General features: G+C 70.1%; 25 protein-coding genes. 21 read left to right on the forward strand and 4 right to left on the reverse strand.

Going from position 1 to position 22,721, the window contains the following annotated elements; translation table 11 throughout:
• The first annotated feature begins 10 nt into the window (after positions 1 to 10).
• From AC1DWJ_RS11370 to prmC, 7 genes are all read left to right on the forward strand, one after another.
• On the forward strand, positions 11 to 394 hold the full coding sequence (locus AC1DWJ_RS11370) for a response regulator transcription factor (RefSeq protein ID WP_457253518.1): 384 nt from the start codon (positions 11 to 13) through the stop codon (positions 392 to 394).
• On the forward strand, positions 391 to 1,443 hold the full coding sequence (locus AC1DWJ_RS11375; RefSeq protein WP_477620816.1) for a HEAT repeat domain-containing protein: 1,053 nt from the start codon (positions 391 to 393) through the stop codon (positions 1,441 to 1,443). Before AC1DWJ_RS11370 ends, AC1DWJ_RS11375 begins: the two co-directional genes overlap by 4 nt.
• Positions 1,440 to 2,888, forward strand: coding sequence for a glycosyltransferase family 2 protein (locus AC1DWJ_RS11380; protein ID WP_457253516.1), 1,449 nt, complete (start codon positions 1,440 to 1,442; stop codon positions 2,886 to 2,888). Before AC1DWJ_RS11375 ends, AC1DWJ_RS11380 begins: the two co-directional genes overlap by 4 nt.
• Positions 2,885 to 4,954, forward strand: a complete 2,070-nt coding sequence (locus AC1DWJ_RS11385; RefSeq protein WP_477620817.1) for a sensor histidine kinase — start codon at positions 2,885 to 2,887, stop codon at positions 4,952 to 4,954. Before AC1DWJ_RS11380 ends, AC1DWJ_RS11385 begins: the two co-directional genes overlap by 4 nt.
• A 110-nt stretch (positions 4,955 to 5,064) precedes the next feature.
• Complete coding sequence (gene rpmE, locus AC1DWJ_RS11390; protein WP_056922415.1) at positions 5,065 to 5,289, forward strand: 50S ribosomal protein L31; 225 nt, start codon at positions 5,065 to 5,067, stop codon at positions 5,287 to 5,289.
• A gap of 110 nt (positions 5,290 to 5,399) precedes the next feature.
• Complete coding sequence (gene prfA, locus AC1DWJ_RS11395; RefSeq protein ID WP_477620818.1) at positions 5,400 to 6,485, forward strand: peptide chain release factor 1; 1,086 nt, start codon at positions 5,400 to 5,402, stop codon at positions 6,483 to 6,485.
• Complete coding sequence (gene prmC / locus AC1DWJ_RS11400) at positions 6,482 to 7,348, forward strand: peptide chain release factor N(5)-glutamine methyltransferase (RefSeq protein WP_477620819.1); 867 nt, start codon at positions 6,482 to 6,484, stop codon at positions 7,346 to 7,348. The genes prfA and prmC overlap by 4 nt, the downstream gene beginning before the upstream one ends.
• A gap of 28 nt (positions 7,349 to 7,376) precedes the next feature.
• On the opposite strand, the gene AC1DWJ_RS11405 is transcribed toward prmC, so the two are convergent.
• A complete protein-coding gene (locus tag AC1DWJ_RS11405) occupies positions 7,377 to 8,456 on the reverse strand; it encodes a class I SAM-dependent methyltransferase (RefSeq protein ID WP_477620820.1) in 1,080 nt (359 codons plus the stop codon).
• Positions 8,457 to 8,527: 71 nt separating this feature from the next.
• Positions 8,528 to 9,085, reverse strand: coding sequence for a hypothetical protein (locus AC1DWJ_RS11410; RefSeq protein ID WP_477620821.1), 558 nt, complete (start codon positions 9,083 to 9,085; stop codon positions 8,528 to 8,530).
• A gap of 177 nt (positions 9,086 to 9,262) precedes the next feature.
• Here AC1DWJ_RS11410 and AC1DWJ_RS11415 point away from each other — a divergent pair, with 177 nt between their 5' ends.
• Genes AC1DWJ_RS11415 through AC1DWJ_RS11425 form a run of 3 tightly spaced genes read left to right on the forward strand, consistent with a single transcriptional unit; the run spans position 9,263 to position 12,574 of the window.
• Entirely contained in the window at positions 9,263 to 10,168 is a 906-nt protein-coding gene (locus tag AC1DWJ_RS11415) for an L-threonylcarbamoyladenylate synthase (RefSeq protein WP_457253510.1), read from the forward strand.
• Entirely contained in the window at positions 10,158 to 11,438 is a 1,281-nt protein-coding gene (locus tag AC1DWJ_RS11420) for a serine hydroxymethyltransferase (RefSeq protein WP_457253509.1), read from the forward strand. The genes AC1DWJ_RS11415 and AC1DWJ_RS11420 overlap by 11 nt, the downstream gene beginning before the upstream one ends.
• Positions 11,439 to 11,464: 26 nt before the next feature.
• Entirely contained in the window at positions 11,465 to 12,574 is a 1,110-nt protein-coding gene (locus AC1DWJ_RS11425) for an MraY family glycosyltransferase (protein ID WP_477620822.1), read from the forward strand.
• A 29-nt stretch (positions 12,575 to 12,603) separates the two neighbouring features.
• Here the strand turns inward: AC1DWJ_RS11425 and AC1DWJ_RS11430 are convergent, their stop codons facing one another.
• Positions 12,604 to 12,963, reverse strand: coding sequence for a GNAT family N-acetyltransferase (locus AC1DWJ_RS11430; protein WP_477620823.1), 360 nt, complete (start codon positions 12,961 to 12,963; stop codon positions 12,604 to 12,606).
• 478 nt (positions 12,964 to 13,441) lie between these two features.
• Here AC1DWJ_RS11430 and AC1DWJ_RS11435 point away from each other — a divergent pair, with 478 nt between their 5' ends.
• The 11 genes from AC1DWJ_RS11435 (at position 13,442) to AC1DWJ_RS11485 (ending at position 22,002) form a co-directional block, all read left to right on the forward strand.
• On the forward strand, positions 13,442 to 13,894 hold the full coding sequence (locus AC1DWJ_RS11435) for a hypothetical protein (protein WP_477620824.1): 453 nt from the start codon (positions 13,442 to 13,444) through the stop codon (positions 13,892 to 13,894).
• A 15-nt stretch (positions 13,895 to 13,909) separates the two neighbouring features.
• Positions 13,910 to 14,167: an AtpZ/AtpI family protein gene (locus AC1DWJ_RS11440; RefSeq protein ID WP_457253505.1), complete on the forward strand. Its 258-nt coding sequence runs from the start codon at positions 13,910 to 13,912 to the stop codon at positions 14,165 to 14,167.
• 103 nt (positions 14,168 to 14,270) lie between these two features.
• A complete protein-coding gene (gene atpB, locus AC1DWJ_RS11445) occupies positions 14,271 to 15,083 on the forward strand; it encodes a F0F1 ATP synthase subunit A (protein ID WP_477620825.1) in 813 nt (270 codons plus the stop codon).
• Between the two features lie 120 nt (positions 15,084 to 15,203).
• Positions 15,204 to 15,410 carry an ATP synthase F0 subunit C gene (gene atpE / locus AC1DWJ_RS11450; RefSeq protein ID WP_056883533.1) on the forward strand — a complete coding sequence of 69 codons (207 nt, stop codon included), beginning with the start codon at positions 15,204 to 15,206 and terminating at the stop codon, positions 15,408 to 15,410.
• 69 nt (positions 15,411 to 15,479) lie between these two features.
• Positions 15,480 to 16,055, forward strand: coding sequence for a F0F1 ATP synthase subunit B (locus AC1DWJ_RS11455; RefSeq protein WP_056922710.1), 576 nt, complete (start codon positions 15,480 to 15,482; stop codon positions 16,053 to 16,055).
• A complete protein-coding gene (locus AC1DWJ_RS11460) occupies positions 16,055 to 16,867 on the forward strand; it encodes a F0F1 ATP synthase subunit delta (RefSeq protein ID WP_477620826.1) in 813 nt (270 codons plus the stop codon). The genes AC1DWJ_RS11455 and AC1DWJ_RS11460 overlap by 1 nt, the downstream gene beginning before the upstream one ends.
• Before the next feature lie 119 nt (positions 16,868 to 16,986).
• Positions 16,987 to 18,624: a F0F1 ATP synthase subunit alpha gene (gene atpA / locus AC1DWJ_RS11465; protein WP_457253502.1), complete on the forward strand. Its 1,638-nt coding sequence runs from the start codon at positions 16,987 to 16,989 to the stop codon at positions 18,622 to 18,624.
• A gap of 118 nt (positions 18,625 to 18,742) precedes the next feature.
• Positions 18,743 to 19,642: a F0F1 ATP synthase subunit gamma gene (locus AC1DWJ_RS11470; protein ID WP_457253501.1), complete on the forward strand. Its 900-nt coding sequence runs from the start codon at positions 18,743 to 18,745 to the stop codon at positions 19,640 to 19,642.
• Positions 19,643 to 19,660: 18 nt separating this feature from the next.
• Positions 19,661 to 21,118 (forward strand): F0F1 ATP synthase subunit beta, encoded by a 1,458-nt coding sequence (gene atpD, locus AC1DWJ_RS11475; protein WP_457253499.1) that lies wholly within the window; start codon positions 19,661 to 19,663, stop codon positions 21,116 to 21,118.
• Positions 21,119 to 21,244: 126 nt separating this feature from the next.
• The gene (locus tag AC1DWJ_RS11480; RefSeq protein WP_477620827.1) at positions 21,245 to 21,514 is read left to right on the forward strand and encodes a F0F1 ATP synthase subunit epsilon; all 270 of its coding nucleotides are present in this window, start codon (positions 21,245 to 21,247) and stop codon (positions 21,512 to 21,514) included.
• Between the two features lie 59 nt (positions 21,515 to 21,573).
• Positions 21,574 to 22,002, forward strand: coding sequence for a DUF2550 family protein (locus AC1DWJ_RS11485; protein ID WP_457253497.1), 429 nt, complete (start codon positions 21,574 to 21,576; stop codon positions 22,000 to 22,002).
• Here AC1DWJ_RS11485 and AC1DWJ_RS11490 read toward each other — a convergent pair whose 3' ends face one another.
• Positions 22,003 to 22,632, reverse strand: a complete 630-nt coding sequence (locus AC1DWJ_RS11490) for a cob(I)yrinic acid a,c-diamide adenosyltransferase (protein ID WP_457253495.1) — start codon at positions 22,630 to 22,632, stop codon at positions 22,003 to 22,005.
• Positions 22,633 to 22,721: the final 89 nt, after the last annotated feature.

Genomic DNA, 22,721 nt, shown 5'->3' on the forward strand with positions numbered 1-22,721 from the left:
AGGACTGGCAGTGACCGCGGCTGAGGGAATCCGAGTGCTCGTCGCCGACGACGACCCGGACATTCGCGACCTGGTGGAGTTCAAGCTCACCCAGGCCGGGTATGCCGTGGAGGCGGTCGGTGACGGCCTGAGCGCCTGGGAGGCGTTCCAGACGGAACCTCCGGCGCTGGTCATCCTCGACGTGATGATGCCCGGCCTCTCCGGGATCGACGTCCTGCGCAAGATCCGCGAGAGCGGCGCGGCCACGGTGCCGGTCCTGATGCTGAGCGCCAAGTCACGCGACAGCGACGTGGACACCGGCTTCGCCGTCGGAGCCGACGACTACGTGATCAAGCCCTTCAGCCCCCGGGAGCTGCTGCACCGCGTCAACGGGATCCTGGCCCGCGTCAGGTGAGCACCCGGGGCATTCTCTGGGGCTCCTGCGCCCTGGTCCTGCTGGCGTGCCTGGCTCTCGTGCTGGTGATCGTCACCACGAAGGTGACGCGCACCCTGCGTGACCGGCGCACCTCGGCCCTGGTCGCCCCCCATCGCGCCGACCTGCTCGCCGTGGGCTCGGGCGAGGACGAGGACGGCACCCACCGCGACGCGCTGATCGCCGTGGACGGACCGGCCCGTGAGGCGTTGGACGACGCGCTGGTCGACCTGCTCACCAAGGTGCGCGGCGTCCCCGCCGAGGAGCTCGCCGCGATCCTCCTGGCGCACGGGGCGGTCGACCGGGCACCCCACGACCTCAAGCACCGGAGCACCATCCGCCGAGCTCGCGCGGCCCACATCCTCGGGCTCTGCCACGTGGGAGCGTCCCTGCCCCTGATCGTCGACGCCCTGCGGGACCCCGCCCCCGAGGTGCGCGTCGCAGCGACCCGCGCCCTCGGTCTCCTCAGGGAGCCCAGCGCCGCTGCCCCCCTCCTCGCGGCGGTCGGCGCCGACCGCGCCGTCCCGGCCGGCCCGGCCGGCGACGCCCTGGAGCAGCTGGGGGTCGGCATCGCCGACGCCCTGCGCGACGGACTCCTGGCTGCCAGCCCCACGACCCGCACGGTCGCGGCATACCTCAGCGGGGAGGGGAGCTTCACGCGGTCGATCGACCTGTTGCGGCTCTCGCTCACGACCGACGAGGACCCCGTCGTCCGGGCCACCTCGGCCGTCGCGCTCGGCCGGATGGGGCGCACCGCCGACGTCGCCGTGCTCCTGGAGGGCACGGGGGACCAGCAGCCCAGCGAGCTGCGCCGCGCCTGCGCGGCCGCCCTGGGTGACCTCGGCGACCCGTCCGCCGTCGACGGGTTGAGTGCCCTGCTGGCCGACCCCGACCCCCGGCTCGCCGAGATCGCGGCCACCTCGCTGCTCAGGCTCGGGCCGGTCGGTCAATCGGCGGTCGACGGCGCGCCCACGAGCGCCTCGATCGAGAGTGCACGGGCCGTCGCCCGGCTGCAGGGGACCCCTTCATGAGCTGGGACGGCTTCGTCGACGGCCTGCGGGCGACCGTGGTGTGGCTCATGAGCATCACGTCGTTGCCGATCCTCATCTACTTCGCGGTCATCAACCTCTCCTACCTGGCCCTCATCGGGCTGGCCTTCATCGACTTCCGGGCGCAGCACCGACGTCGTGAAGCGGTCGTCGAGACCTTCGGGGGCGCCCTGACCCCGGGGGTCTCACTCCTCGTCCCCGCCTACAACGAGGAGGCCGGGATCGTCACGGCAGTGCAGGCGCTGCTGTCCCTGCGCTATCCGCGGCACGAGGTCGTGGCGGTCGACGACGGCAGCACCGACGCCACGTTCGAGCGGCTCCGTGACGCCTTCGACCTCGTCCCCATCCCGCGCGAGATCCCGCAGGACGTGCCGACCCGGGCGCGGGTCATCGACGTGCACGTGCCCCGCGACGGCCGCACTCGCCTCATCGTCGTGCGCAAGGAGAACTCGGGGCGGTCGGAGGCCATCAACGTCGGGGTCAACGCCGCGACCGAGTCCCTGGTCGCCATGGTGGACGCCGACTCCATCCTCGAGCCCGACGCACTGCTGCGCGTCACCCAGCCGTTCGTCGACGACCCGAACCGCATGGTGGCGGCGGGCGGCGCGATCCGCCCGGTCAACGGGAGCCGGGTGGTGTCCGGGCGGATCGTCAAGGTCCAGATGCCCACGTCGTGGCTGGCCAGGATCCAGGTCGTCGAGTACCTGCGTGCGTTCCTGCTCGGGCGCACCGGGTGGGCGCGGTTCGGCGCCCTGATCCTGATCAGCGGGGCCTTCGGCATCTTCCGCCGCGACGTCATCGTCGAGGTGGGTGGGCTCGACCCCGACAGCATCGGCGAGGACTTCGAGCTGGTCCTGCGGATCCACCGCACGATGCGCGACGAGGGCCGTGACTACCAGGTCGCCTTCGTGCCCGAGCCGGTGCTCTGGACCGAGGTCCCGTCAACCACCTCGGTCCTGCGCAGCCAGCGCCGACGCTGGCACCGTGGGCTGTGGGAGACCCTGTGGGCCTACCGCGGCATGCTCTTGCGGCCGCGCTACGGCAAGGTCGGCTTCGTCGCGCTGCCGTACTTCTGGATCTTCGAGCTCTTCGCGCCACTGCTGGAGATGTTCGGCATCATCATCGTCCCGCTGGCCCTCGTCCTGGGCGTCGTGAACGTCCCCTACGCGATCCTCTTCCTCGTGCTGGCCTACGGCCTGGCCGTCCTCGTGACCCTGTCGGCGATGGCTGCCGAGGAGTGGGCCTTCCACCGGCACGAACGCTGGCGCGACCTGGGCCTGACCTTCCTGGCGTCGGTGCTGGAGAACTTCGGCTTCCGGCAGCTCACCGTGTGGTGGCGGCTGGAGGGCTGGTGGGCCAGCCTGCGGCGCAAGAAGCAGGTGTGGGGTGTCATGACCCGGACCGGCTTCGACGAGGCTGGCGAGTGACCAAGCTCGCGAGCCGATCGGTCTCCGGCCAGCTCAAGGTCCTCGGCCTGGCCCTGGTGCTGTTGATCCCGGTCGTGGCCGCGGCATCGCTGTGGAACCTCACCAGCCAGAGTCGCGACATCCGCGCGCTGACGACCTCGTACAGCCCGGCCTCCGATGCCAACAACGCCGTCCTCATCGACATGACCGGGGCCTATGTGACGTGGAGCCAGCTGCTGGGCGGCTCCGCCCCACCGATCAGCTACCGCGGCACGCAGAACCTGGTTTCCGTGGAGCTCGCCGCCATGGAGCGTGCCCTGTCCTCGCCGTCGCTGCCAGCCGAGGACCGCACCCGGTATGCCGCCTTGCTGGACACCCAGCGAGCGGCCATCGACGCCTGGTTCAGGTCGGCGGAGGCCGCCGATGACGGCATGGCGCGCAGCCAGCCGCAGCGCGAGGTCCTCGAGACCGCCGCGAGGGACCGGTTCCGCGCCTTCAGCGACAGCAACCGCAGCCTGTACGACGTACTCCGGGTCGAGCGTGACGCGGCCCGGAACGCGGCGCGGCGCTCCGTCCAGCTGCTCGTCGGTATCGCGGCCGTCACGGTCCTGCTGGCGATGGTCATCGTGCTCAGTGGGTGGCGGCTGCTGGTGCGCTCGGTCAGTGGTCCCCTGGAGCGGCTCCGATCGGTCGTCGAGCGTCAGCGTGACGGTGACCGCGACGCCCAGGCTGACACCGGAACGGGGGCTGCGGAGATCCGCGCGCTGGCGGCCGACTTCAACGGCCTGACCCGCTCCAACCAGGCGCTGCAGGAGCAACAGTCGGTGGTCCTGCTGGCCCACCAGCTCGCCCTGGACGTCGCCCGGGTGGTGCACGGCGCGCCAGAGATCGACACCGCCCTGCACGCGGTGTGCACGATGCTCGGGGAGGGTCTGTCGCTCGACCGGGTCATCCTCTACACCCACGACGAGTCGGGGGTGATAGACCAGCGGACCCAGTGGCATCGTCACGACCTGCCCGAGCTGCCGATCCTCCCGGCCTCGCTGGCCGGTGAGGTCAAGGCCGTGGGCGACGAGCTGCGGCGGCAGGCGACGTTCTTCGTGGTCTCCGACTTCCTCCACCCGGAGGTGCAGGCCCAGGACCGGGCTCAGCGGTTCTTCCGGGCGACCGGTGCCACGTCGCTCCTCATGGTGCCCGTGGGCATCGGCGAGCAGGGTCTCGGCGTCCTGTCGCTGATGACCGTCGACGGCCCGCGACGGTGGCGTCGCTACGAGATCCAGGCGGTGCAGCAGTGCGCCGCTTATGTCGCCCAGTCGATCGTCGACCTCCGGCTGCGCGAGATGCGGGAGGCCCAGGTCGACCAGCTGACCGCGCTCGACCGGCAGAAGACCGACTTCATGGCGACCGTGTCGCACGAGCTGCGGACCCCGCTGACCTCCATCAACGGCTACCTCGAGCTGCTCCAGGACGGCGACTACGGAGACCTCACGAGCGGTCAGCGCGGCGCGCTCGACATCATCGGCCGCAACTCCCACCGGTTGCGTGGCCTCATCGAGGACCTCCTCGTCCTCAACAAGATCGAGGTCACCGGCCTCCACTCGTCGACCGAGGATGTCGGGGTCGACTCACTCGTCGCCGGCGTCGCCGAGCTGCTCCGTCCGGTGGCCGATGCCGCGGGGGTGTCCCTGGTGGTCGACGCCGTCGACCCGGCGATGACCATCCGGGTTGACCGTGGCCAGCTCGAACGCAGTCTCATCAACCTCGTTTCCAACGCCGTGAAGTTCACCCCCTCGGGTGGCCAGGCGACGATCGCCGCGATCCAGGTCGACGACCAGGTGGTGATCACGGTGACCGACACGGGCATCGGGATCCCCGAGAAGGACCTGCCGGACCTGTTCGCCCGGTTCTTCCGTGCGTCGAACGCCACCGCCGCCGCGATCCCCGGCACCGGACTGGGCCTGGCGATCGTGCGAGCGATCGTCGAGGGGCACGGCGGAGAGCTCCAGGTCGCCTCGGTCGAGGACCAGGGCACGGTGATGACGGTGGTGCTCCCGGCGGGGAATGGCAGGCTGGTCCACACCGTTTAGGAGATGTGCGCCGCTCTCTGGCACACTTGACTGCTGACCGGTTCACGGCATGGACACCTCCAGGGCAGCCCGCCCAGCCGACCCGGCCACATTGACTCAAGGAGCACGCTTTGCAGAAGGACATCCACCCCGAGTACGTCGAGACCACGGTGAGCTGCACCTGTGGGTCCACGTTCACGACTCGCAGCACTGCGACCTCCGGCGTCATCCGCGCCGAGGTGTGCTCGCAGTGCCACCCGTTCTACACCGGCAAGCAGAAGATCCTCGACACCGGTGGCCGCGTGGCCCGGTTCGAGGCCCGCTACGGCAAGAAGGCCGCTGCCGAGAGCAAGTAGCTTTCCCGATGCGCCGGTCCTGACCCCCTGGGGTCGGGGCCGGCGCACTGCTTTCCCCGCACCACCCCCGCACCACCCCCGCACCACCCGTACCGCCTCAGGGAGCCCCCATGTTGGAGTCCGCCGCAGCCCTCGTCCAGGAGCACGCCGACCTCGAGAAGCAGCTGGCCGACCCCGCGGTGTTCGGCGACCAGGACCTCGTCCGCAAGCTGAACAAGCGGTATGCCGCGCTGGCACCCACCGTCGCGGCATACCACGCGTGGCACGCGGCGACCGACGACCTGGCGGCCGCCCGCGAGCTCGCCACCGAGGACGCGGGCTTTGCCGCGGAGGTGCCCGGTCTCGAGGCGAGGCTGGCCGAGACCGAGGACGTGCTGCGGCGCCTGCTCATCCCGCGCGACCCCGACGACGACCGCGACGTGATCCTCGAGGTCAAGGCGGGCGAGGGCGGCGAGGAGTCGGCGCTGTTCGCCGGTGACCTGCTGCGGATGTACCTGCGCTACGCCGAGCGGCGCGGGTGGAAGACCGAGGTCATCGACGCGACCGAGTCCGACCTCGGTGGCTACAAGGACGTCCAGGTGGCGGTGAAGGCCAAGGGCACCCCGCAGCCGGGAGACGCACCGTGGGCCCGGCTGAAGTACGAGGGCGGGGTGCACCGGGTGCAACGCGTCCCCGTGACCGAGAGCCAGGGGCGCATCCACACCTCCGCGGCGGGCGTCCTGGTGATGCCCGAGGCCGAGGAGGTCGAGATCACCATCGACGCCAACGACCTCAAGATCGACGTCTACCGCTCGTCCGGGCCCGGTGGCCAGTCGGTCAACACCACCGACTCGGCGGTGCGGATCACGCACCTACCCACCGGGGTGGTGGTCTCGTGCCAGAACGAGAAGAGCCAGCTCCAGAACAAGGAGTCGGCGATGCGCGTGCTGCGTGCCCGCCTGCACGCACTCGCCAAGGAGGCGGCCGACGCCGAGGCCAGTGCCGCCCGGCGTTCGCAGGTCCGCACGGTCGACCGCAGCGAGCGGATCCGCACCTACAACTTCCCGGAGAACCGCATCTCCGACCACCGCACCGGCTACAAGTCCTACAACCTCGACACCGTGCTCGACGGTGACCTCGAGGCGGTTGTGCAGTCCGCGGTCGACGCCGACGAGGCCGCGCAGATGGCCGCGGTCGCCGACGGCTCGGGTCCGTGACGACGCTCCGATCGGAGGTCGTGCGGGCCACCGTCGCGCTCGCCGAGGACGGCGTGCCGTCGCCGGAGGCGGACGCCCTCGCGCTGGCCGCGTTCGCCCTCGGCACCGATGTCGCCGAGGTCGGGCGTCGCATGGTGATGCTCGACGAGGCCGACGCCGGCTTCCGCGATCGCTACGCGGGTCTCGTCGCGGACCGCGGGGCGCGGATCCCGTTGCAGCACCTGACCGGTCGCGCCGGGTTTCGACGGCTCGACCTGAGCGTCGGGCCGGGGGTCTTCGTGCCACGGCCCGAGACCGAGTTCGTGGCTGGGCTGGCGATCGACGCTGCACTGGGCCTCGAGGCGCCCGTCGTGGTCGACCTGTGCACCGGTTCGGGTGCCATCGCCCTCGCCGTCGCCGACGAGGTGTCGACCGCGACGGTGTATGCCGTGGAGCTGGGTCGCGAGGCGCACGCCTGGGCCGAGCGCAACGTCACCGACTCCGGTCTGGCCGTGCACCTGCGGCTCGGCGACGCGACCGAGGCCTTCCCAGAGCTGGAGGGCACGGTCGACGTCGTGGTGTCGAACCCGCCCTACATCCCGGTGGGGATGGTGCCGCTCGACCCGGAGGTGCGCGACCACGACCCGGAGCTCGCGCTCTTCGGCGGAAGCCCTGACGGGCTGGCCATCCCGCTCGCGGTCGCGCGTCGTGCCGCCCAGCTCTTGCGTCCCGGCGGCCTCCTGGTGATGGAGCACGCCGACAGCCAGGGCGTGAGCCTGCCGCACGGACTCGGGCGCACGGGTGAGTGGACGGACGTCGCCGACCACGACGACCTCACCGGCCGGCCCCGCGCCACCACTGCGCGCCGGGCTCCACGCGCGTGACCAGCTGCCTCCCGTCACCAGGCTGCGTTCACGTCAACAGGTAGAACCGCCAGAACCCGAACTCCTCGATGGGGAGGATCTCGAACCCGGTGAAGCCGGCCGCTTCGGCATAGCGACGCAGGGTGGCCGGGCGCATGACGGTGCCGGTCCCCACACTGCCGGGAGCAGACATCCCGTCGGGCAGGCAGACGAGCAGGCTGAAGCCGTACATGACGCGCTCGAGCTCGTCGCCGTGTGGGGAGAACTCCTCCGCGACGGCCTCGTCCATGACGACCACGAACCCCCCGGGCGCCAACGAGGCGCGCGCGGCCGCGAGCACCGCCACGGGCTGGGGCATGTCGTGCACGCACTCGAAGGCGAACGCGGCCGTGAACCGGCTGCGCGGCATACCGGCTGCGTCGCCCGCGGTGAACCGCACCCGGTCGTCGACGCCCTGCTCCGCGGCGTTGGCCGTGGCCATGGCAACCGACGGTGCGTCGATGTCGAAGCCCTCCACCGTCGCCTCGGGGTAGGCCTTGGCGAGCGCGATGCTCGACCAGCCGCCCCCGCACCCGACGTCGGCGATGACGGCGCCCGGTGCGGACAGCGCCTCGTGCACCTGCGGCACGCCCGCGAGGGCGTTGGCGAGCTGGTGCTGGTACCACGGCCGGTTGCCATCGGCCTGGGACTCCCGCGCCTCGGTGCCGAGCTGGTCCCAGCTGACCCCGCCGCCCGAGCGGTAGGCCTCGAGGAGGTCGGGCAGCTGTGGACCGATGGCGGCGAACATCCGCGCCAAGGGGGCGAGGTAGCTGAGGCTGGCCTCGTCGGTCATCACCTCGGCGGTGGCCGTCGGGATCGAGTAGACCCTGGCGTCGGGGTCGTCGTCGGGGTGGTCGAGGGCGAGGAAACCGGTGACCGCCTGCTGCTCCAGCCACTCGCGGGCGTAGCGCGCATGGGTGGACGTGCGGGCGGCGAGCTGGGGCGGGGTCGCCGGGCCGTCGGACACCAGGCTGCGGTACCACCCCAGGCGGTCGCCCAGGAAGACCGACAGGATGTCGACCGTGCCCAGGAGGGCGCCGAAGACCCGCTCGGCCAGCTCGTCGGTGGTCGGCGAGGAGATCTCGGTCATCCCGACATGGTCCCCCCGCGCGGACGGCACGCCATCGTGCACCCGACGTAGCGGCCCGGCATCGCGTCGGGTCAGCCGATCAGGGCCTGCGCGATCGCGCAGAAGTCCGAGCCGGCCAGCGGGAACCTGCCGTGGACCTCGACGCCGGCCTCCTCGGTGTCGGTGGCCGGGTCGTAGGTGAACGTCCACGTCGTCAGCCCCGTGTCCCGGCTGATGATGCCTGACCCGTCGAAGAGGTTGTGGCGGTTGCCCGGCTCCTTGAGCACGCTGACGACCGTCCCGTCGGGCATCACCGTGGCCGGCAAGAGGTGCTCGGACCAGTGGCCGCTGAGCCCGAACCAGTCGCCGTTGGTGGGGTTGGTGAAGACGGAGGTGAGGTCGAGTCGTTGCAGGATGAGCTCGTCCCCCGACCGCGGGTCCTCGTGGAGCAGGGCGCTCCCGCGACCGGTGTCGTGCCAGTCCATGGCGAAGCCACAGACGTCTGCGTCGAGCGACCCGGACTCGTCGATCGTGAACGTGGAGTGTTCCGACGGGGCGTTGGCCTGGGCCGCACCCGCGGCTGCGGCCGTGAGCGCCGCGGCGGCGGCGATGGCGATGGCGACCCTCGCCGGCCGATGTGCTGTGGTCATGTGTGCACGCTAGGACCGGGGCGTGCTTCCTCGGATCCGGGAAACCACGTAGCCGTCGGGACGTGACGCACCGCCCCACCTCACCCGAGTCGTTGGGTGATCCGACGGCCCCCGTCCGCCGGATGACTCAAAGACTCGGGTGAGAGGGCTGGGGGAGGGGGTCCTAGGCTGGCCACCATGAGCCCCGTCTACGACTGCACCACCGACGAGGGTCGCCGCGACGGCGTCGCGAAGGCGGTCGAGGCCGTCCGCGCCGGCGAGATCGTCGTCCTGCCGACCGACACCGTCTACGGCGTGGGCGCCGATGCCTTCTCCGCCGAGGCGGTCGCGTCCCTGCTGGCCGCGAAGGGCCGCGGACGCGAGATGCCCCCGCCCGTGCTGGTGCCCAGCGTGCGCACGGTCGACGGCCTCGCCACTGACGTGCCCGCCTGGGCCCGTGACCTGATCCGCGAGTTCTGGCCCGGGCCACTGACCCTGGTCTTCAAGGCGCAGTCGTCGCTGATGTGGGACCTCGGCGAGACGAACGGCACGGTGGCGCTGCGCATGCCGCAGGACGACATCGCGCTCGCGGTGCTGAGCGAGGTCGGCCCGATGGCCGTGACCAGCGCCAACCTCACCGGGCAGCCCGCGGCCACGACGGCCACGGATGCCGCGTCGCAGCTCGGGGCGGCGGTGTCGGTCTACCTCGACGGCGGGCCGACCACCAGCACCGAGGTGTCGACGATCGTCGACTGCACGGGCGAGGAGTTCGTCGTGCTGCGGGCCGGTGCAGTCACCGAGGCGCAGATCCGGGCTGCGCTCGAGCCGAAGGAGCCGGACCCCTCCACGGAGGCCGAGGCGCCCGGCGAGGCCGCCGCGCCCCAGGCGGACGAACCAGTGGCCGAGACGGCAGACGAGCCCGTGGCCGAGACGGCAGACGAGCCCGTGGCCGACTCGGCAGACCAGCCCACCGACGGGCCCGACGACGCGTCGGGCACCCCGGAGGCCGAGGGGACCCAGGCAATAGAGTTGCCCGCGGATCCCGCCACCCGCAGCTTCGACGGCACCGACAGCACCCTCCCAGGAGACCCGCATGAGCGCTGACACCTTCTACGGCTCCGACTTCGGCGCCCTCGAGTCGTTCGACCCCGAGATCGCGGGGGTGCTCGTCTCCGAGCTCGACCGCATCCGCGGCGGCCTCCAGCTCATCGCCTCGGAGAACATGTCGAGCCCCGAGGTCCTCACCGCCCTCGGCTCGACGTTGTCCAACAAGTACGCCGAGGGCTACCCCGGACGCCGCTACTACGGCGGCTGCTCCGAGGTCGACAAGGCCGAGACGCTCGCGATCGAGCGGTGCACGTCGCTGTTCGACGCCGACCACGCCAACGTCCAGCCGCACTCCGGCGCGAGCGCCAACCAGGCCGTCTACGGCGCGTTCATGCAGCCGGGCGAGACGATCCTCGCGATGGCCCTGCCGATGGGCGGCCACCTCACGCACGGCACCAAGGTCTCCTTCTCGGGCAAGTGGTTCAACGCCGTGCACTACGGCGTCGACAAGCAGACCGAGGACATCGACTACGCCGAGGTCGAGCGGCTCGCCAAGGAGCACCGTCCGAAGGTGATCCTCGCCGGCGGGTCGGCGATCCCGCGGCTCATCGACTTCGAGTTCTTCCGCAAGCTGGCCGACGAGGTCGGGGCGATCTTCTGGGTCGACGCCGCGCACTTCATCGGCCTGGTCGCAGGCAAGGCGATCCCCAGCCCGGTGCCCTACGCCGACGTCGTCACCTTCACGACCCACAAGGTGCTGCGCGGCCCGCGCTCCGGAGCGCTGGTCTGCAAGGAGGAGCACGCCGCCAAGCTCGACAAGGCGGTCTTCCCGATGATGCAGGGCGGCCCGCAGATGCACACCATCGCGGCCAAGGCGGTGAACTTCAAGGAGTGCGCCACCACTGCCTACCAGGACTACGCCAAGCGGGTCGTCGAGAACGCGGCGGTGTTGGCAACCGCCTTGGGGGAGAAGGGTATTCGTCCCACCACGGGTGGCACCGACACCCATCTCTCGCTCCACGACCTGCAGGGCGTCGGTGTGACCGGTGCCGACGCGGAGGCTCGGTCCGACGCGGCCGGCATCGTCCTCAACAAGAACGCCATCCCGTTCGACCCGCAGAAGCCCAACATCGCCAGCGGCATCCGGGTCGGCACGCCCTGCGTCACCACCCAGGGCATGGGCACCGACGAGATGCGGGAGATCGCCGAGCTCATCGCCACAGCGGTCATCCGCGGTGACGCGGACCCCGACCACGCCGTCTCCAAGGAGGTTCGCGCGGGGGTCACGGACCTCGTGACCCGCTTCCCGGCATACCCTCGAGGCTGAGTCCCCCCACTCGAGAGGCGCCATAAGTGCGCGAGTACCTCCTCGTCCTGATGGTCGCCGCGGTGATCACGTATGCCGCGACGCCACTGATGCGTGCCGTGGCCGTGCGCACCGGCGCGTTCACGCCGGTGCGCGACCGTGACGTCCACTCGACCCCCATCCCGCGCCTCGGGGGAGTGGCGATCTACCTCGGGTTCGCGGCGTCCATGATCGCGGCGAGCCACCTGCCGTTCCTGGGCCAGGTGTTCCGGCTGGGGCCGGAGCTGCAGGGCGTGCTGGTCGGGGCCGGCATCGTCTGCCTGATCGGTGCCATCGACGACATCCGCGAGATGGACTGGCTGACCAAGATGGGTGGCCAGATGATCGCCGCCGGGATCATGGCGTTCAGTGGGGTGCTGCTCTACCAGCTGCCGATCGGCGGCGTGACCGTGCTTCCGCAGCCGATCATGGTGGGGCTCACCGTTTTCGCCGTGGTGCTGTTCACCAACGCGGTCAACTTCATCGACGGCCTCGACGGCCTCGCGGCGGGGGTCGTGGTGATCGCGGGCACGGCGTTCTTCATCTACAGCTACGGCATCTCGCGCACCTTCGACCCACCGAACGTGTTCTCGTCGGCGACCCTCATCTCGGCCGCACTGATCGGCTGCTGCGTGGGCTTCCTGCCGCACAACTACCACCCGGCCCGGCTCTTCATGGGTGACTCGGGGGCCCTGTTGCTGGGCCTGCTGCTCGCCGCCGCGACGATCTCCACGACCGGCAACGTGACCCCCGCGCAGGTCAGCACCAACCCCGTCGCCGCGACCCTGCTGCCCCTCGTCGTGCCGGCCGCGATCATCCTGCTGCCACTGGTCGACATCCTGCTGGCCGTCGTGCGGCGCACCGCCCGTGGCGAGCGCCCGTGGCACCCCGACAAGCAGCACCTGCACCACCGCATGCTCCAGCTCGGTCACGGCCACCGGCGCGCCGTGCTGCTCCTCTGGCTGTGGGCTGCGGTCGCCGCCCTCGGCTCGGTGAGCTTCATCTTCGTGGACGACGCCCGGGTGGCCGGCGCGGGCGTGCTGGGCGCCGTCGTGGTGATCGGGGTGCTCACCCTGTGGCTGCCGCGCTGGTCGATCCCTGGCCACCGTCCGCGCTAGCACTGACCTTCCGCGCGAGACCGCCTGGCTCAGGCGTCAGGGAGCCCCAGGCGCCCGCGGAGACCGGCACGCACGGTGGGCCACTCGTCCTTCAGCACGCTGAACACGACCGAGTCGCGGAAGCTGCCGTCCGCCCTCCGGGCGTGCCGTCGCAGGACGCCCTCTCGGGTCGCGCCGAGCTTGGCGATCGCGGCCTGCGAGCGCTCGTTCACCGCGTCGGTCTGGATCTTCACGCGCCCGAAGCCGCAGTCGAAGGCGTGACCGAGCAGCAGCAGCTTGCACTCGGGGTTCACCTGGGTGCCCCACCACCGCGAGCCGTACATGGTCCAGCCGAGGTGGATCCGCTCGTTCTGGAGGTCGACGTCGCCGAGCGACGAGGTGCCCACCACCGTGCCGGCGTCGCCGAGACCGCCCGCGCCCGTGAGCCGGACGGTGTATGCCGTGCGGCCCCTCGCGCCGGCCGCGATGTTGTCTCGGTGTCGGCGCGCGTGGCCGCGAGGTCCTCCGGCGGCGGGCGCATGATGAAGCCCTGCGTGTAGACCGCCGGGTCGGTGTAGACCGCATGCAGCCCGGGGGCGTCCTCCACGGTCATCACGTCGAGCCGGACGAACCGGCCCCGCAGGGGTGCGCCGGTCGGGGGAGTGGCTGGCATGGCGGAAGGCTATCGATGCGGCGACCCGAGTCGTGTGGGTCAGCACGCGTCCAGGCGCGTCCTGACGCCTACGGCTCGGCCTGCCTGAGAGGGGCGGACCCCCCGGTGGCAGGGCCTGAAGCGCTTGTGATACCTTTCACAAGCACCCCAAGGTGGGTGCAGACCACCCCGTTCGCCAGGCACCGCAGCCCCGACGAATCAGGCAGGCCAGACCGATGAGCGCAACTCCGCACACCGACCGCGACCCGTTCGCGGTGATGCTGCGTGGAGCCTTCCTCCCCACCGTCGCGGTGGGTCCGGTGGCCGTGGTCGTCGCCGCCATCGTGGGTGGCGGCAAGGCCGCCCTGGGTGCCGCGCTCGGCTTCGTCATCGCCCTGGCCTTCTTCGCCCTCGGCCTGGTCGTCATGCGCAAGCTGGACAGCGCTGCCGACCCATTGCGCTTCCTCGCCAGCGCCCTGGGGGTCTTCATGGGCCAGATGATCTTCCTGCTCGTGGTGATCATCGCGCTGCAGGACGCCTCCTGGCTCGACGGCACCGCCTTCGGCATCACCGTCCTGGCCGTCGCACTGGTGTGGCAGGTGTTCCAGGTGATCGCCTTCGTCCGCTCTCGTCGCCTTGCTTTCGACGCGCCGCAGGAAACGCGGCAGGATGGGGGTTCGGCCAGATGACCACAGGAGTTCACCGTGACCAATCCGCCCTCGCGACCGTCGCCGGACACCCGGCAGACGCCGTTGCAGAAGGCCGACTCGGGTCATCAACGGCTCGACGAGGCGAGGATGTGGAACGTCGTCTCCTACCTCATCACCGGACCGTCGATGTTCGGTGCGGTGGGCTGGGGACTCGACCACTGGCTGGGCACGACCTGGCTCGTCGCGGTGGGGATCGTGGGCGGGATGGCACTGTCGCTGTACCTCGTGTGGTTCCGGTACGGTACGCAATGACTTCCGCAGGTCAGCTCCCCCCTCTGTATGCCGGGCCCACGCCTATGGGCGCTGCCCCCGTTGGCCCGTGGACTGTTCCGAACGCAAAGCTCAAGGAGAACCTGTGAGTCTGAACGTGCTGGGTGCCATCAGCCTGGCTGCCGCGGGCGGCGAAGGTGAGGGCTTCCACGCCCCCACGCCGGCCGAGTTCTACCAGCCGCTGATCGGTCACGGTGACTTCGCGATCACGCGCCCGATGGTCGTCCTGGCCATCTCGGTCGCGCTCCTCGCGTGGTTCCTCGTCGCCACCACCAAGCGTGCTGCGGTCGTTCCCGGCAAGGGCCAGTGGGTCACCGAGAACGCCTACAACTTCGTGCGCAACGGCGTGGCCCGCGACATCATCGGCAGCCACGACTTCCTCAAGTTCGTCCCCCTGCTGTTCAGCATGTTCATGCTGATCCTGGTCAACAACCTGTTCGGCATCATCCCGCCGATCCAGTACCCGACCATGAGCCGCATCGGCTTCCCGATCGCGTTGACCCTGTTGGTCTTCGTGATCTACCACGCCGTCGGCATCAGGAAGAACGGCGCCTGGGGACACATCAAGCACATGATCCCGCCGGGGCTGCCCAAGGGCATCTACGTGCTGATCATCCCGCTGGAGCTGCTGACCTACTTCGTCACCCGCCCGCTCACCCTCGCGCTGCGACTCTTCGGCAACATGTTCGCCGGGCACATGCTCCTGCTGCTGTTCATCACCGGTGGCGAGTACATGCTGATCCACGGCGGACTGGGCCTCAAGGTCGCCGGTGTCGGCTCGTTCGGCATGGCCTTCGTGCTGACCGCCTTCGAGGGACTGATCGAGTTCCTGCAGGCCTACATCTTCACGCTGCTCGCAGCCACCTACATCGCCGGCTCGCTCGCCGACGAGCACTGAGATCGTCCGGGCCGATGACCGGCTCGGTGCAGGACCGCCACACCCACAACTGAATACGCCACACGAACTCCCGCTCGGCGAGGTGCCGACGGATCTGATAACCGAAAGAGGACCACTGACATGACTGGCAACATCGCCATCCTCGGCTACGGCCTGTCTGCGATCGGCCCCGGTGTGGGCATCGGCCTGATCTTCGCGGCCTACATCAACGGCGTCGCCCGCCAGCCCGAGGCGCGCGGCGTCCTCCAGGGCATCGCCATCCTCGGCTTCGCCCTCGCCGAGGCGCTGGCCATCTTCGGTCTGGTGCTCGCGTTCGTCTTCAAGTAAGTCGAACCACCCAGCCCAACGCCCCCTGGCACCACAGCACTAGGAGAACCCGTGCAGCACTTCACCGGCATCACGCAGGTGGTTGTCGCGGCCGCCGCCGAGGACAAGACCGGCGAACGCCTGCCGATCCTGCCCCTCTGGGGTGAGCTCATCTTCGGCATCATCGCGTTCGCGATCCTCTACTGGGTCGTGGCCACCAAGGTCGTGCCCAACCTCGAGAAGGCGTACGCCGAGCGCACCGCCGCGATCGAGGGCGGGATGCAGCAGGCCGAGGAGGCCCAGCAGCAGGCCCAGGCTGCCCTGGAGCAGTACCAGGCCCAGCTGACCGAGGCCCGTGCCGAGGCGGCCCGGATCCGCGAGGAGGCTCGCGAGCAGGGTGCGGCCATCGTCGTGGAGATGCGTGGACACGCGCAGGCCGAGGCGGCGCGCATCACCGAGGCGGCGCACAAGCAGATCGAGGCCGAGCGCCAGCAGGCGGTCGTCTCGCTCCGCTCGGAGGTGGGTCGCCTGTCGACCGACCTGGCCAGCCGCATCGTGGGTGAGTCGCTGCACGAGGAGACCCGTCAGAAGGGCATCGTCGACCGGTTCCTGGCCGAGCTCGAGGCTGGCGAGATCCAGCCCGAGAAGGTCGGGGAGGACGCCTGATGCGTGGGTCCTCGCGCGCGGCCGCCATCGCCGGAGGCAAGGCGCTCGACGCCGCGCTCGCCGGTGGGGCTGACCGTCGGGTGCTCGGTGACGAGCTGCTGGCCGTCGTCGGTGTCATCGACGGCTCGGCCACCTTGCGCCGCGCCCTCGCCGACCCGTCCCGCGAGGGCTCGGAGAAGCAGGCGCTCGCCGAGCGACTGCTCGACGGCAAGGTCTCGGCCGAGGCGATCGTCGTGGTCAAGAACCTCGTCGGTCAGCGCTGGGCCACCGAGCGCGACCTCTCCGACACCCTGGAGGACCTGGCGGTCACGTCGATCCTCGCGGGTGCCGAGAAGGCCAACCGGATCGAACGGGTCGAGGACGAGCTGTTCCGGTTCGAGCGGATCGTCGCGGGCAACCCCGAGCTGCGGGACCGCCTGACCAACCGCCAGGGCGACGTCGACGCCAAGGCCGGCGTCGTCAGCGAGCTGCTGGAGGGCAAGGCCACCGAGGAGACCGTGCGCCTGGCGCGCCTGGCCGTGCTCGCCCCGCGTGGTCGCAAGCTCGACCGCACCCTCGAGCGCTACCTCGGCCTCGCGGCCCAGCGGCGCGAACAGATCACGGCGGTCGTGACGGCCGCCACCGAGCTCACCCCGCAGCAGCGTGAGCGGCTCGCCGCAGCCCTGCAGGGCATCTACGGCAAGCCGGTCCTGCTCCAGGTCGTCCTCGAGGACCAGGTCCTCGGCGGCATTCGGGTGCAGGTGGGCGACGAGGTCGTCGACGGCACCGTGCTGCGACGCCTCGACGAGGCCCGTCGGCACATCGCCGGCTGACCACCGGCACCCAGCCACACCGCATACGCACCACTTGCGCCACCACAACTGAAGATGCAGGACCACACCACAGACTTCGGTTCGACTCATCGGGCCGGTTATCGAGGAGAAGAGATCAGATGACGGAGCTTTCGATCCGTCCGGAGGAGATCCGGGACGCGCTGGACAACTTCGTTCAGTCCTACGAGCCCGGCACGGCCTCCCGCGAAGAGGTCGGCCGCGTCAGCGACGCCGGCGACGGCATCGCCCACGTCGAGGGCCTGCCCTCGTGCATGACCAACGAGCTGCTCGAGTTCGAGGACGGCACGTTGGGCCTCGCGCTCAACCTCGACGTCCACGAGATCGGCGTCGTCATCCTCGGTGACTTCTCCAAGATCGAGGAGGGCCAGGAGGTCAAGCGCACCGGAGAGGTCCTCTCGGTCCCCGTCGGCGACGCGTTCCTCGGCCGCGTGGTCAACCCGCTCGGCCAGCCGATCGACGGCCTCGGCGAGATCGACTCGACCGAGCGCCGTGCGCTCGAGCTGCAGGCCCCGACGGTCGTCCAGCGCAAGTCGGTGCACCAGCCGCTGCAGACCGGCCTCAAGGCCGTCGACGCCATGACCCCCATCGGTCGCGGCCAGCGCCAGCTCATCATCGGTGACCGCCAGACCGGCAAGACCACGGTCGCGGTCGACACGATCATCAACCAGAAGCAGAACTGGGACTCGGGTGACCCGGAGCAGCAGGTCCGCTGCATCTACGTCGCGATGGGCCAGAAGGGCTCCACCATCGCTGCCGTCCGCGGCACCCTGGAGGAGGCCGGCGCGCTCGAGTACACGACCATCGTCGCGGCCCCGGCGTCCGACTCGGCCGGCTTCAAGTACCTCGCGCCCTACACCGGTTCGGCCATCGGTCAGCACTGGATGTACCAGGGCAAGCACGTCCTCATCGTGTTCGACGACCTGTCGAAGCAGGCCGAGGCCTACCGCGCCGTGTCGCTGCTGCTGCGTCGTCCGCCGGGCCGCGAGGCCTACCCCGGTGACGTGTTCTACCTGCACTCCCGTCTGCTCGAGCGTTGCGCCAAGCTCTCCGACGACCTGGGCGCGGGCTCGATGACCGGCCTGCCGATCATCGAGACCAAGGCCGGTGACGTCTCGGCGTACATCCCGACCAACGTCATCTCCATCACCGACGGCCAGATCTACCTCCAGGCCGACCTGTTCAACGCCAACGTGCGTCCCGCGATCGACGTGGGTGTCTCCGTCTCCCGTGTCGGTGGCGCCGCGCAGATCAAGGCCATGAAGGAGGTCTCCGGTCGTCTGAAGCTCGACCTCGCGCAGTTCCGCGCGATGGAGGCCTTCGCCATGTTCGCCTCCGACCTCGACCCGGCGTCGCGCGCCCAGCTGGCCAAGGGTGCTCGCCTCGTCGAGCTGCTCAAGCAGAAGCAGGCCGCGCCGTTCCCGGTGGAGGAGCAGGTCGTCTCGATCTGGACCGGCACCACCGGCCAGCTCGACTCCATCGCCGTCGAGGACGTCTCCCGCTTCGAGACCGAGTTCCTCGACTACCTGCGTCGCGAGAAGAAGGGCCTCCTGGACGCCATCCGCGAGTCCAAGAAGTTCGAGGACGAGACGCGCTCGGGACTCGAGGAGGCCGTGGGCAAGTTCAAGGAGCAGTTCGCGGCGTCCGGCTCCGAGAAGACCCCGGTGGGCCACGAGGCCGACCCGGGTGCCCTCGAGCACGACGTCGAGCAGGAGAAGATCGTCAAGCAGAAGCGCTGACCGGTATGCCGGGTGCCCACCGCGGTGGGCACCCGGCACCGCAGCGAACGTGCCGGGACCACCCGGCATACCGAACTCGCAGAACCCGACGACACACGAACGAGAGAGGCGGCAACATATGGGAGCGCAGATGCGGGTCTACCGCCAGCGCATCCGGTCCGTCCAGGCGACCAAGAAGATCACGCGCGCGATGGAGCTCATCGCAGCCTCCCGCGTGGTCAAGGCGCAGCAACGGGTGCGGGAGTCCTCGCCCTACGCCCGCGCCCTGACCCGTGCGGTCTCGGCCGTCGCGACCTTCTCCAACGTCGACCACCCGCTGACCACCGAGCACGACGACGTCCGTCGCGCGGCGGTCCTCGTGGTGACCTCCGACCGTGGGCTCGCGGGGGCCTACAGCTCCTCCGTGCTCAAGGAGAGCGAGCGCCTCATCGGCGACCTGCGCGCCGACGGCAAGGAGGTCGTGCCGTTCCTGGTCGGTCGCAAGGCCGTGGGGTTCTACAAGTTCCGCAAGCGCGAGTACGCGGACGAGTGGACCGGGTTCACCGACCAGCCGACCTTCGACGTCGCCCGCGAGATCGGCGAGGCGCTCGTCGCGGCGTTCAACCAGGACTACTCCGAGGGTGGGGTCGACGAGGTCCACATCGTCTTCACGCGGTTCGTCAACATGGTGAACCAGGAGCCTGACGTCATCCGCATGCTCCCGCTCGAGGTCGTCGAGGGCGAAGAGGCTCCGGCCGAGGACGACGTCCTGCCGCTCTATGAGTTCGAGCCGAGTGCCGAGCAGGTGCTCGACGCGCTGCTGCCCAAGTACGTGACGGCGCGCATCTACAACTGCCTGCTCCAGGCCGCCGCGTCCGAGCTGGCGTCGCGCCAGCGGGCCATGAAGTCGGCGACGGACAACGCCGAAGAGCTCATCAAGAAGTACACCCGGCTGGCCAACCAGGCTCGCCAGGCCGAGATCACCCAAGAGATCAGCGAGATCGTGGGCGGCTCCGACGCCCTCGCCGACGCCAGTTGAGAAGGTAGAGAGAAACCAATGACTGCCACTGTCACTGAAGAGACCAAGGCCGCCACCCCCGGTGGCATCGGCCGCATCTCCCGCATCATCGGCCCGGTCGTCGACGTCGAGTTCCCCGCGGACGCGATGCCGGAGCAGTACAACCTGCTGACCACCGAGGTCGAGCTCGCGGGCGAGAAGAAGAACATCAACCTCGAGGTCGCCCAGCACATCGGCGACAACATGGTCCGGGCCATCTCGCTCCAGCCCACCGACGGCCTCGTCCGTGGCACCAAGGTGCAGGACACCGGCGGCCCGATCTCGGTCCCCGTCGGCGATGTCACGCTCGGCAAGGTCTTCAACACCACCGGTGAGGTCATGAACCTCGCCGAGGGCGAGACGTTCGAGGTCAAGGAGCGCTGGGGCATCCACCGCAAGGCCCCGGCCTTCGACCAGCTGGAGTCCAAGACCCAGATGTTCGAGACCGGCATCAAGGTCATCGACCTGCTGACCCCCTACGTCCAGGGTGGCAAGATCGGCCTGTTCGGCGGCGCCGGCGTGGGCAAGACGGTCCTCATCCAGGAGATGATCGCCCGAGTCGCCCGCGACCACGGTGGTGTGTCGGTGTTCGCCGGTGTCGGCGAGCGCACCCGTGAGGGCAACGACCTCATGGTCGAGATGGAGGAGGCCGGAGTCCTCGGCCAGACCGCCCTGGTCTTCGGCCAGATGGACGAGCCGCCGGGCACGCGTCTTCGCGTCGCGCTCTCCGCGCTGACCATGGCGGAGTACTTCCGCGACGTGCAGAAGCAGGACGTGCTGCTCTTCATCGACAACATCTTCCGCTTCACCCAGGCCGGTTCCGAGGTCTCCACCCTCCTCGGTCGCATGCCGTCCGCCGTGGGCTACCAGCCCACCCTCGCCGACGAGATGGGTGTGCTCCAGGAGCGCATCACCTCCACGCGTGGTCACTCGATCACCTCGATGCAGGCGATCTACGTGCCGGCCGACGACTACACCGACCCGGCCCCGGCCACCACCTTCGCGCACCTCGACGCGACCACCGAGCTCTCCCGTGAGATCGCCTCGCTGGGTATCTACCCGGCCGTGGACCCGCTCACGTCGACCTCGCGCATCCTCGACCGTCGCTACATCGCCGAGGACCACTACAACACCGCGGTGCGCGTCAAGCAGATCCTCCAGCGCAACAAGGAGCTGCAGGACATCATCGCCATCCTCGGCATCGACGAGCTCTCCGAAGAGGACAAGATCCTCGTCAACCGCGCCCGTCGCATCCAGCGCTTCCTGTCGCAGAACACCTACGTCGCCAAGCAGTTCACCGGCATCGAGGGTTCGACGGTCCCGCTGGTCGACAGCATCGAGGCGTTCACCAAGATCGCCGACGGCGAGTACGACCACGTGCCCGAGCAGGCGTTCTTCATGTGCGGTGGACTCGACGACGTCGAGCGCCAGGCCGCCGAGATCGAGAAGAACCTCTGAGCAGGACCACCACCGCGTGACCCGTGGGGCCGGCCGGACACGGCTGGCCCCACGGCATACCACTGGCCCGCAGGGCACCACCCTGCAGGCCGATAGACTGCAAGCACCGCACCACTGGAGGACACCGTGAGCACCCTGCAGGTTGAACTCGTCGCAGCGGACCGCAAGGTCTGGGAGGGCGAGGCCGACATGGTCGTCGCCCGCACCGTCGACGGCGAGCTGGGCATCCTGCCCGGACACACGCCGCTGCTCGGGGTCCTCGTCCGGGGTGAGGTCAGGATCAAGTCGGGGGAGGGCTCGCAGAGCGCCACCATCGACAGCGGTTTCCTGTCCGTCGACCGCGACAAGGTGATCATCGTCGCCGAGGCGGTCGACGCCTCGCAGTTCACGGCCTAGCCGCGGGCTGGTCACGGCTGCCCACGACCAACTCAGGGTCACTTTCGGAAGGGGTGAGCATGTCGCCCGTCGTCTCCGCGGAGATCGTCGCCGGCGCCCTCATCCTGCTTGCCGTCCTGGCGCTGACCTACATCTTCGTGCGGCGGCGTCTGCTCGCCTCCGGAGCACCGCTCATGCTGTGTGCGCTCCAGCCCCACGGCCGGTCCCAGTACCGCCTGGGGCTGCTGCGGTTCTCGGGCAGTGCGCTGGAGTGGTTCACCCTGATCGGGCCCTCGCCGCGCCCGGCCCGCACCTGGGAGCGGCCCCGCCTCGAGCTGGGTCCGCCGGGGCTGCCACCCGCGGCCATCGCCGGCCTCCCCGAGGCGGTCACCGTCGACTGCCACTACGGCAGCGACACCTTCTCGCTCGCCCTGGCGCCATCGGCCTACACGGCGATGCGCAGCTGGCTGGAGAGCTCGCCCCCCGGCTTCAACGTCAACGTCGCGTAGCTAGCTGCTGCGGCCGGGCGGCCCTTCGGCGCGACCGCCCCCGGGCTGCCAGAGGACGTCGCCACCGATGGGCAGGTTGGCCACGCGGGCCAGCACGAACAGCAGGTCCGAGAGCCGGTTGAGGTACTTCGCGGTGAGCAGGTTGACGCCACCGGCACCCTTGGTCGAGCCGGGCTGGTCGCCGTAGGCCTCGATGGCCGACCAGGCCTGTCGCTCGGCCCGGCGCACGACGGTCGTGGCCACGTGCAGGTAGGCCGAACCGACCGTCCCCCCGGGGAGGATGAAGGAGCGCAGCTTCTCGACCCGCTCCAGGTAGCGGTCGCAGTCGGCCTCGAGCTCGTCGATCCAGGCCGCCTCGACCCGCAGCGGGGGGTACTCGTAGCTCTCCTGCAGCGGCGTGCACAGGTCTGCGCCGACGTCGAAGAGGTCGTTCTGCACGCGCAGCAGGGTGGTCCGCAGCTCGTCCGGCAGGTCACCCGCCGCCAGGGCCACGCCGATCGCGGCGTTGGCCTCGTTGACGTCGGCGTAGGCGAGCAGCCGGACGTCGGTCTTGCTGGTGCGGCTCATGTCCCCGAGGTGGGTCTGGCCGTCGTCGCCCGTGCGGGTGTAGATGCGCGTGAGGTTGACCATGCCACGAGGGTATGCCGCGAGGTTCAGTGGCGGGTCAGGGGCCGGGTCAGGGGCCGGGTCAAGGGGCCGGGTCAAGGGCCGGGTCGAGG

It is taken from the genome of Pedococcus sp. P2_D7, from assembly GCF_056404295.1.

What these genes read in the sequence shown, in the direction of transcription:
- prfA (WP_477620818.1), top strand. Translation starts at nt 5,400, where the DNA reads ATGTTGGAGTCCGCCGCAGCCCTCGTCCAGGAGCACGCCGACCTCGAG.
- atpD (WP_457253499.1), top strand. Translation starts at nt 19,661, where the DNA reads ATGACTGCCACTGTCACTGAAGAGACCAAGGCCGCCACCCCCGGTGGC.
- AC1DWJ_RS11410 (WP_477620821.1), bottom strand. Translation starts at nt 9,085, where the DNA reads ATGACCACAGCACATCGGCCGGCGAGGGTCGCCATCGCCATCGCCGCC.
- AC1DWJ_RS11405 (WP_477620820.1), bottom strand. Translation starts at nt 8,456, where the DNA reads ATGACCGAGATCTCCTCGCCGACCACCGACGAGCTGGCCGAGCGGGTC.
- AC1DWJ_RS11380 (WP_457253516.1), top strand. Translation starts at nt 1,440, where the DNA reads ATGAGCTGGGACGGCTTCGTCGACGGCCTGCGGGCGACCGTGGTGTGG.
- AC1DWJ_RS11420 (WP_457253509.1), top strand. Translation starts at nt 10,158, where the DNA reads ATGAGCGCTGACACCTTCTACGGCTCCGACTTCGGCGCCCTCGAGTCG.
- atpA (WP_457253502.1), top strand. Translation starts at nt 16,987, where the DNA reads ATGACGGAGCTTTCGATCCGTCCGGAGGAGATCCGGGACGCGCTGGAC.
- AC1DWJ_RS11470 (WP_457253501.1), top strand. Translation starts at nt 18,743, where the DNA reads ATGGGAGCGCAGATGCGGGTCTACCGCCAGCGCATCCGGTCCGTCCAG.
- AC1DWJ_RS11485 (WP_457253497.1), top strand. Translation starts at nt 21,574, where the DNA reads ATGTCGCCCGTCGTCTCCGCGGAGATCGTCGCCGGCGCCCTCATCCTG.
- AC1DWJ_RS11415 (WP_457253510.1), top strand. Translation starts at nt 9,263, where the DNA reads ATGAGCCCCGTCTACGACTGCACCACCGACGAGGGTCGCCGCGACGGC.
- atpE (WP_056883533.1), top strand. Translation starts at nt 15,204, where the DNA reads ATGACTGGCAACATCGCCATCCTCGGCTACGGCCTGTCTGCGATCGGC.
- AC1DWJ_RS11460 (WP_477620826.1), top strand. Translation starts at nt 16,055, where the DNA reads ATGCGTGGGTCCTCGCGCGCGGCCGCCATCGCCGGAGGCAAGGCGCTC.
- AC1DWJ_RS11435 (WP_477620824.1), top strand. Translation starts at nt 13,442, where the DNA reads ATGAGCGCAACTCCGCACACCGACCGCGACCCGTTCGCGGTGATGCTG.
- AC1DWJ_RS11490 (WP_457253495.1), bottom strand. Translation starts at nt 22,632, where the DNA reads ATGGTCAACCTCACGCGCATCTACACCCGCACGGGCGACGACGGCCAG.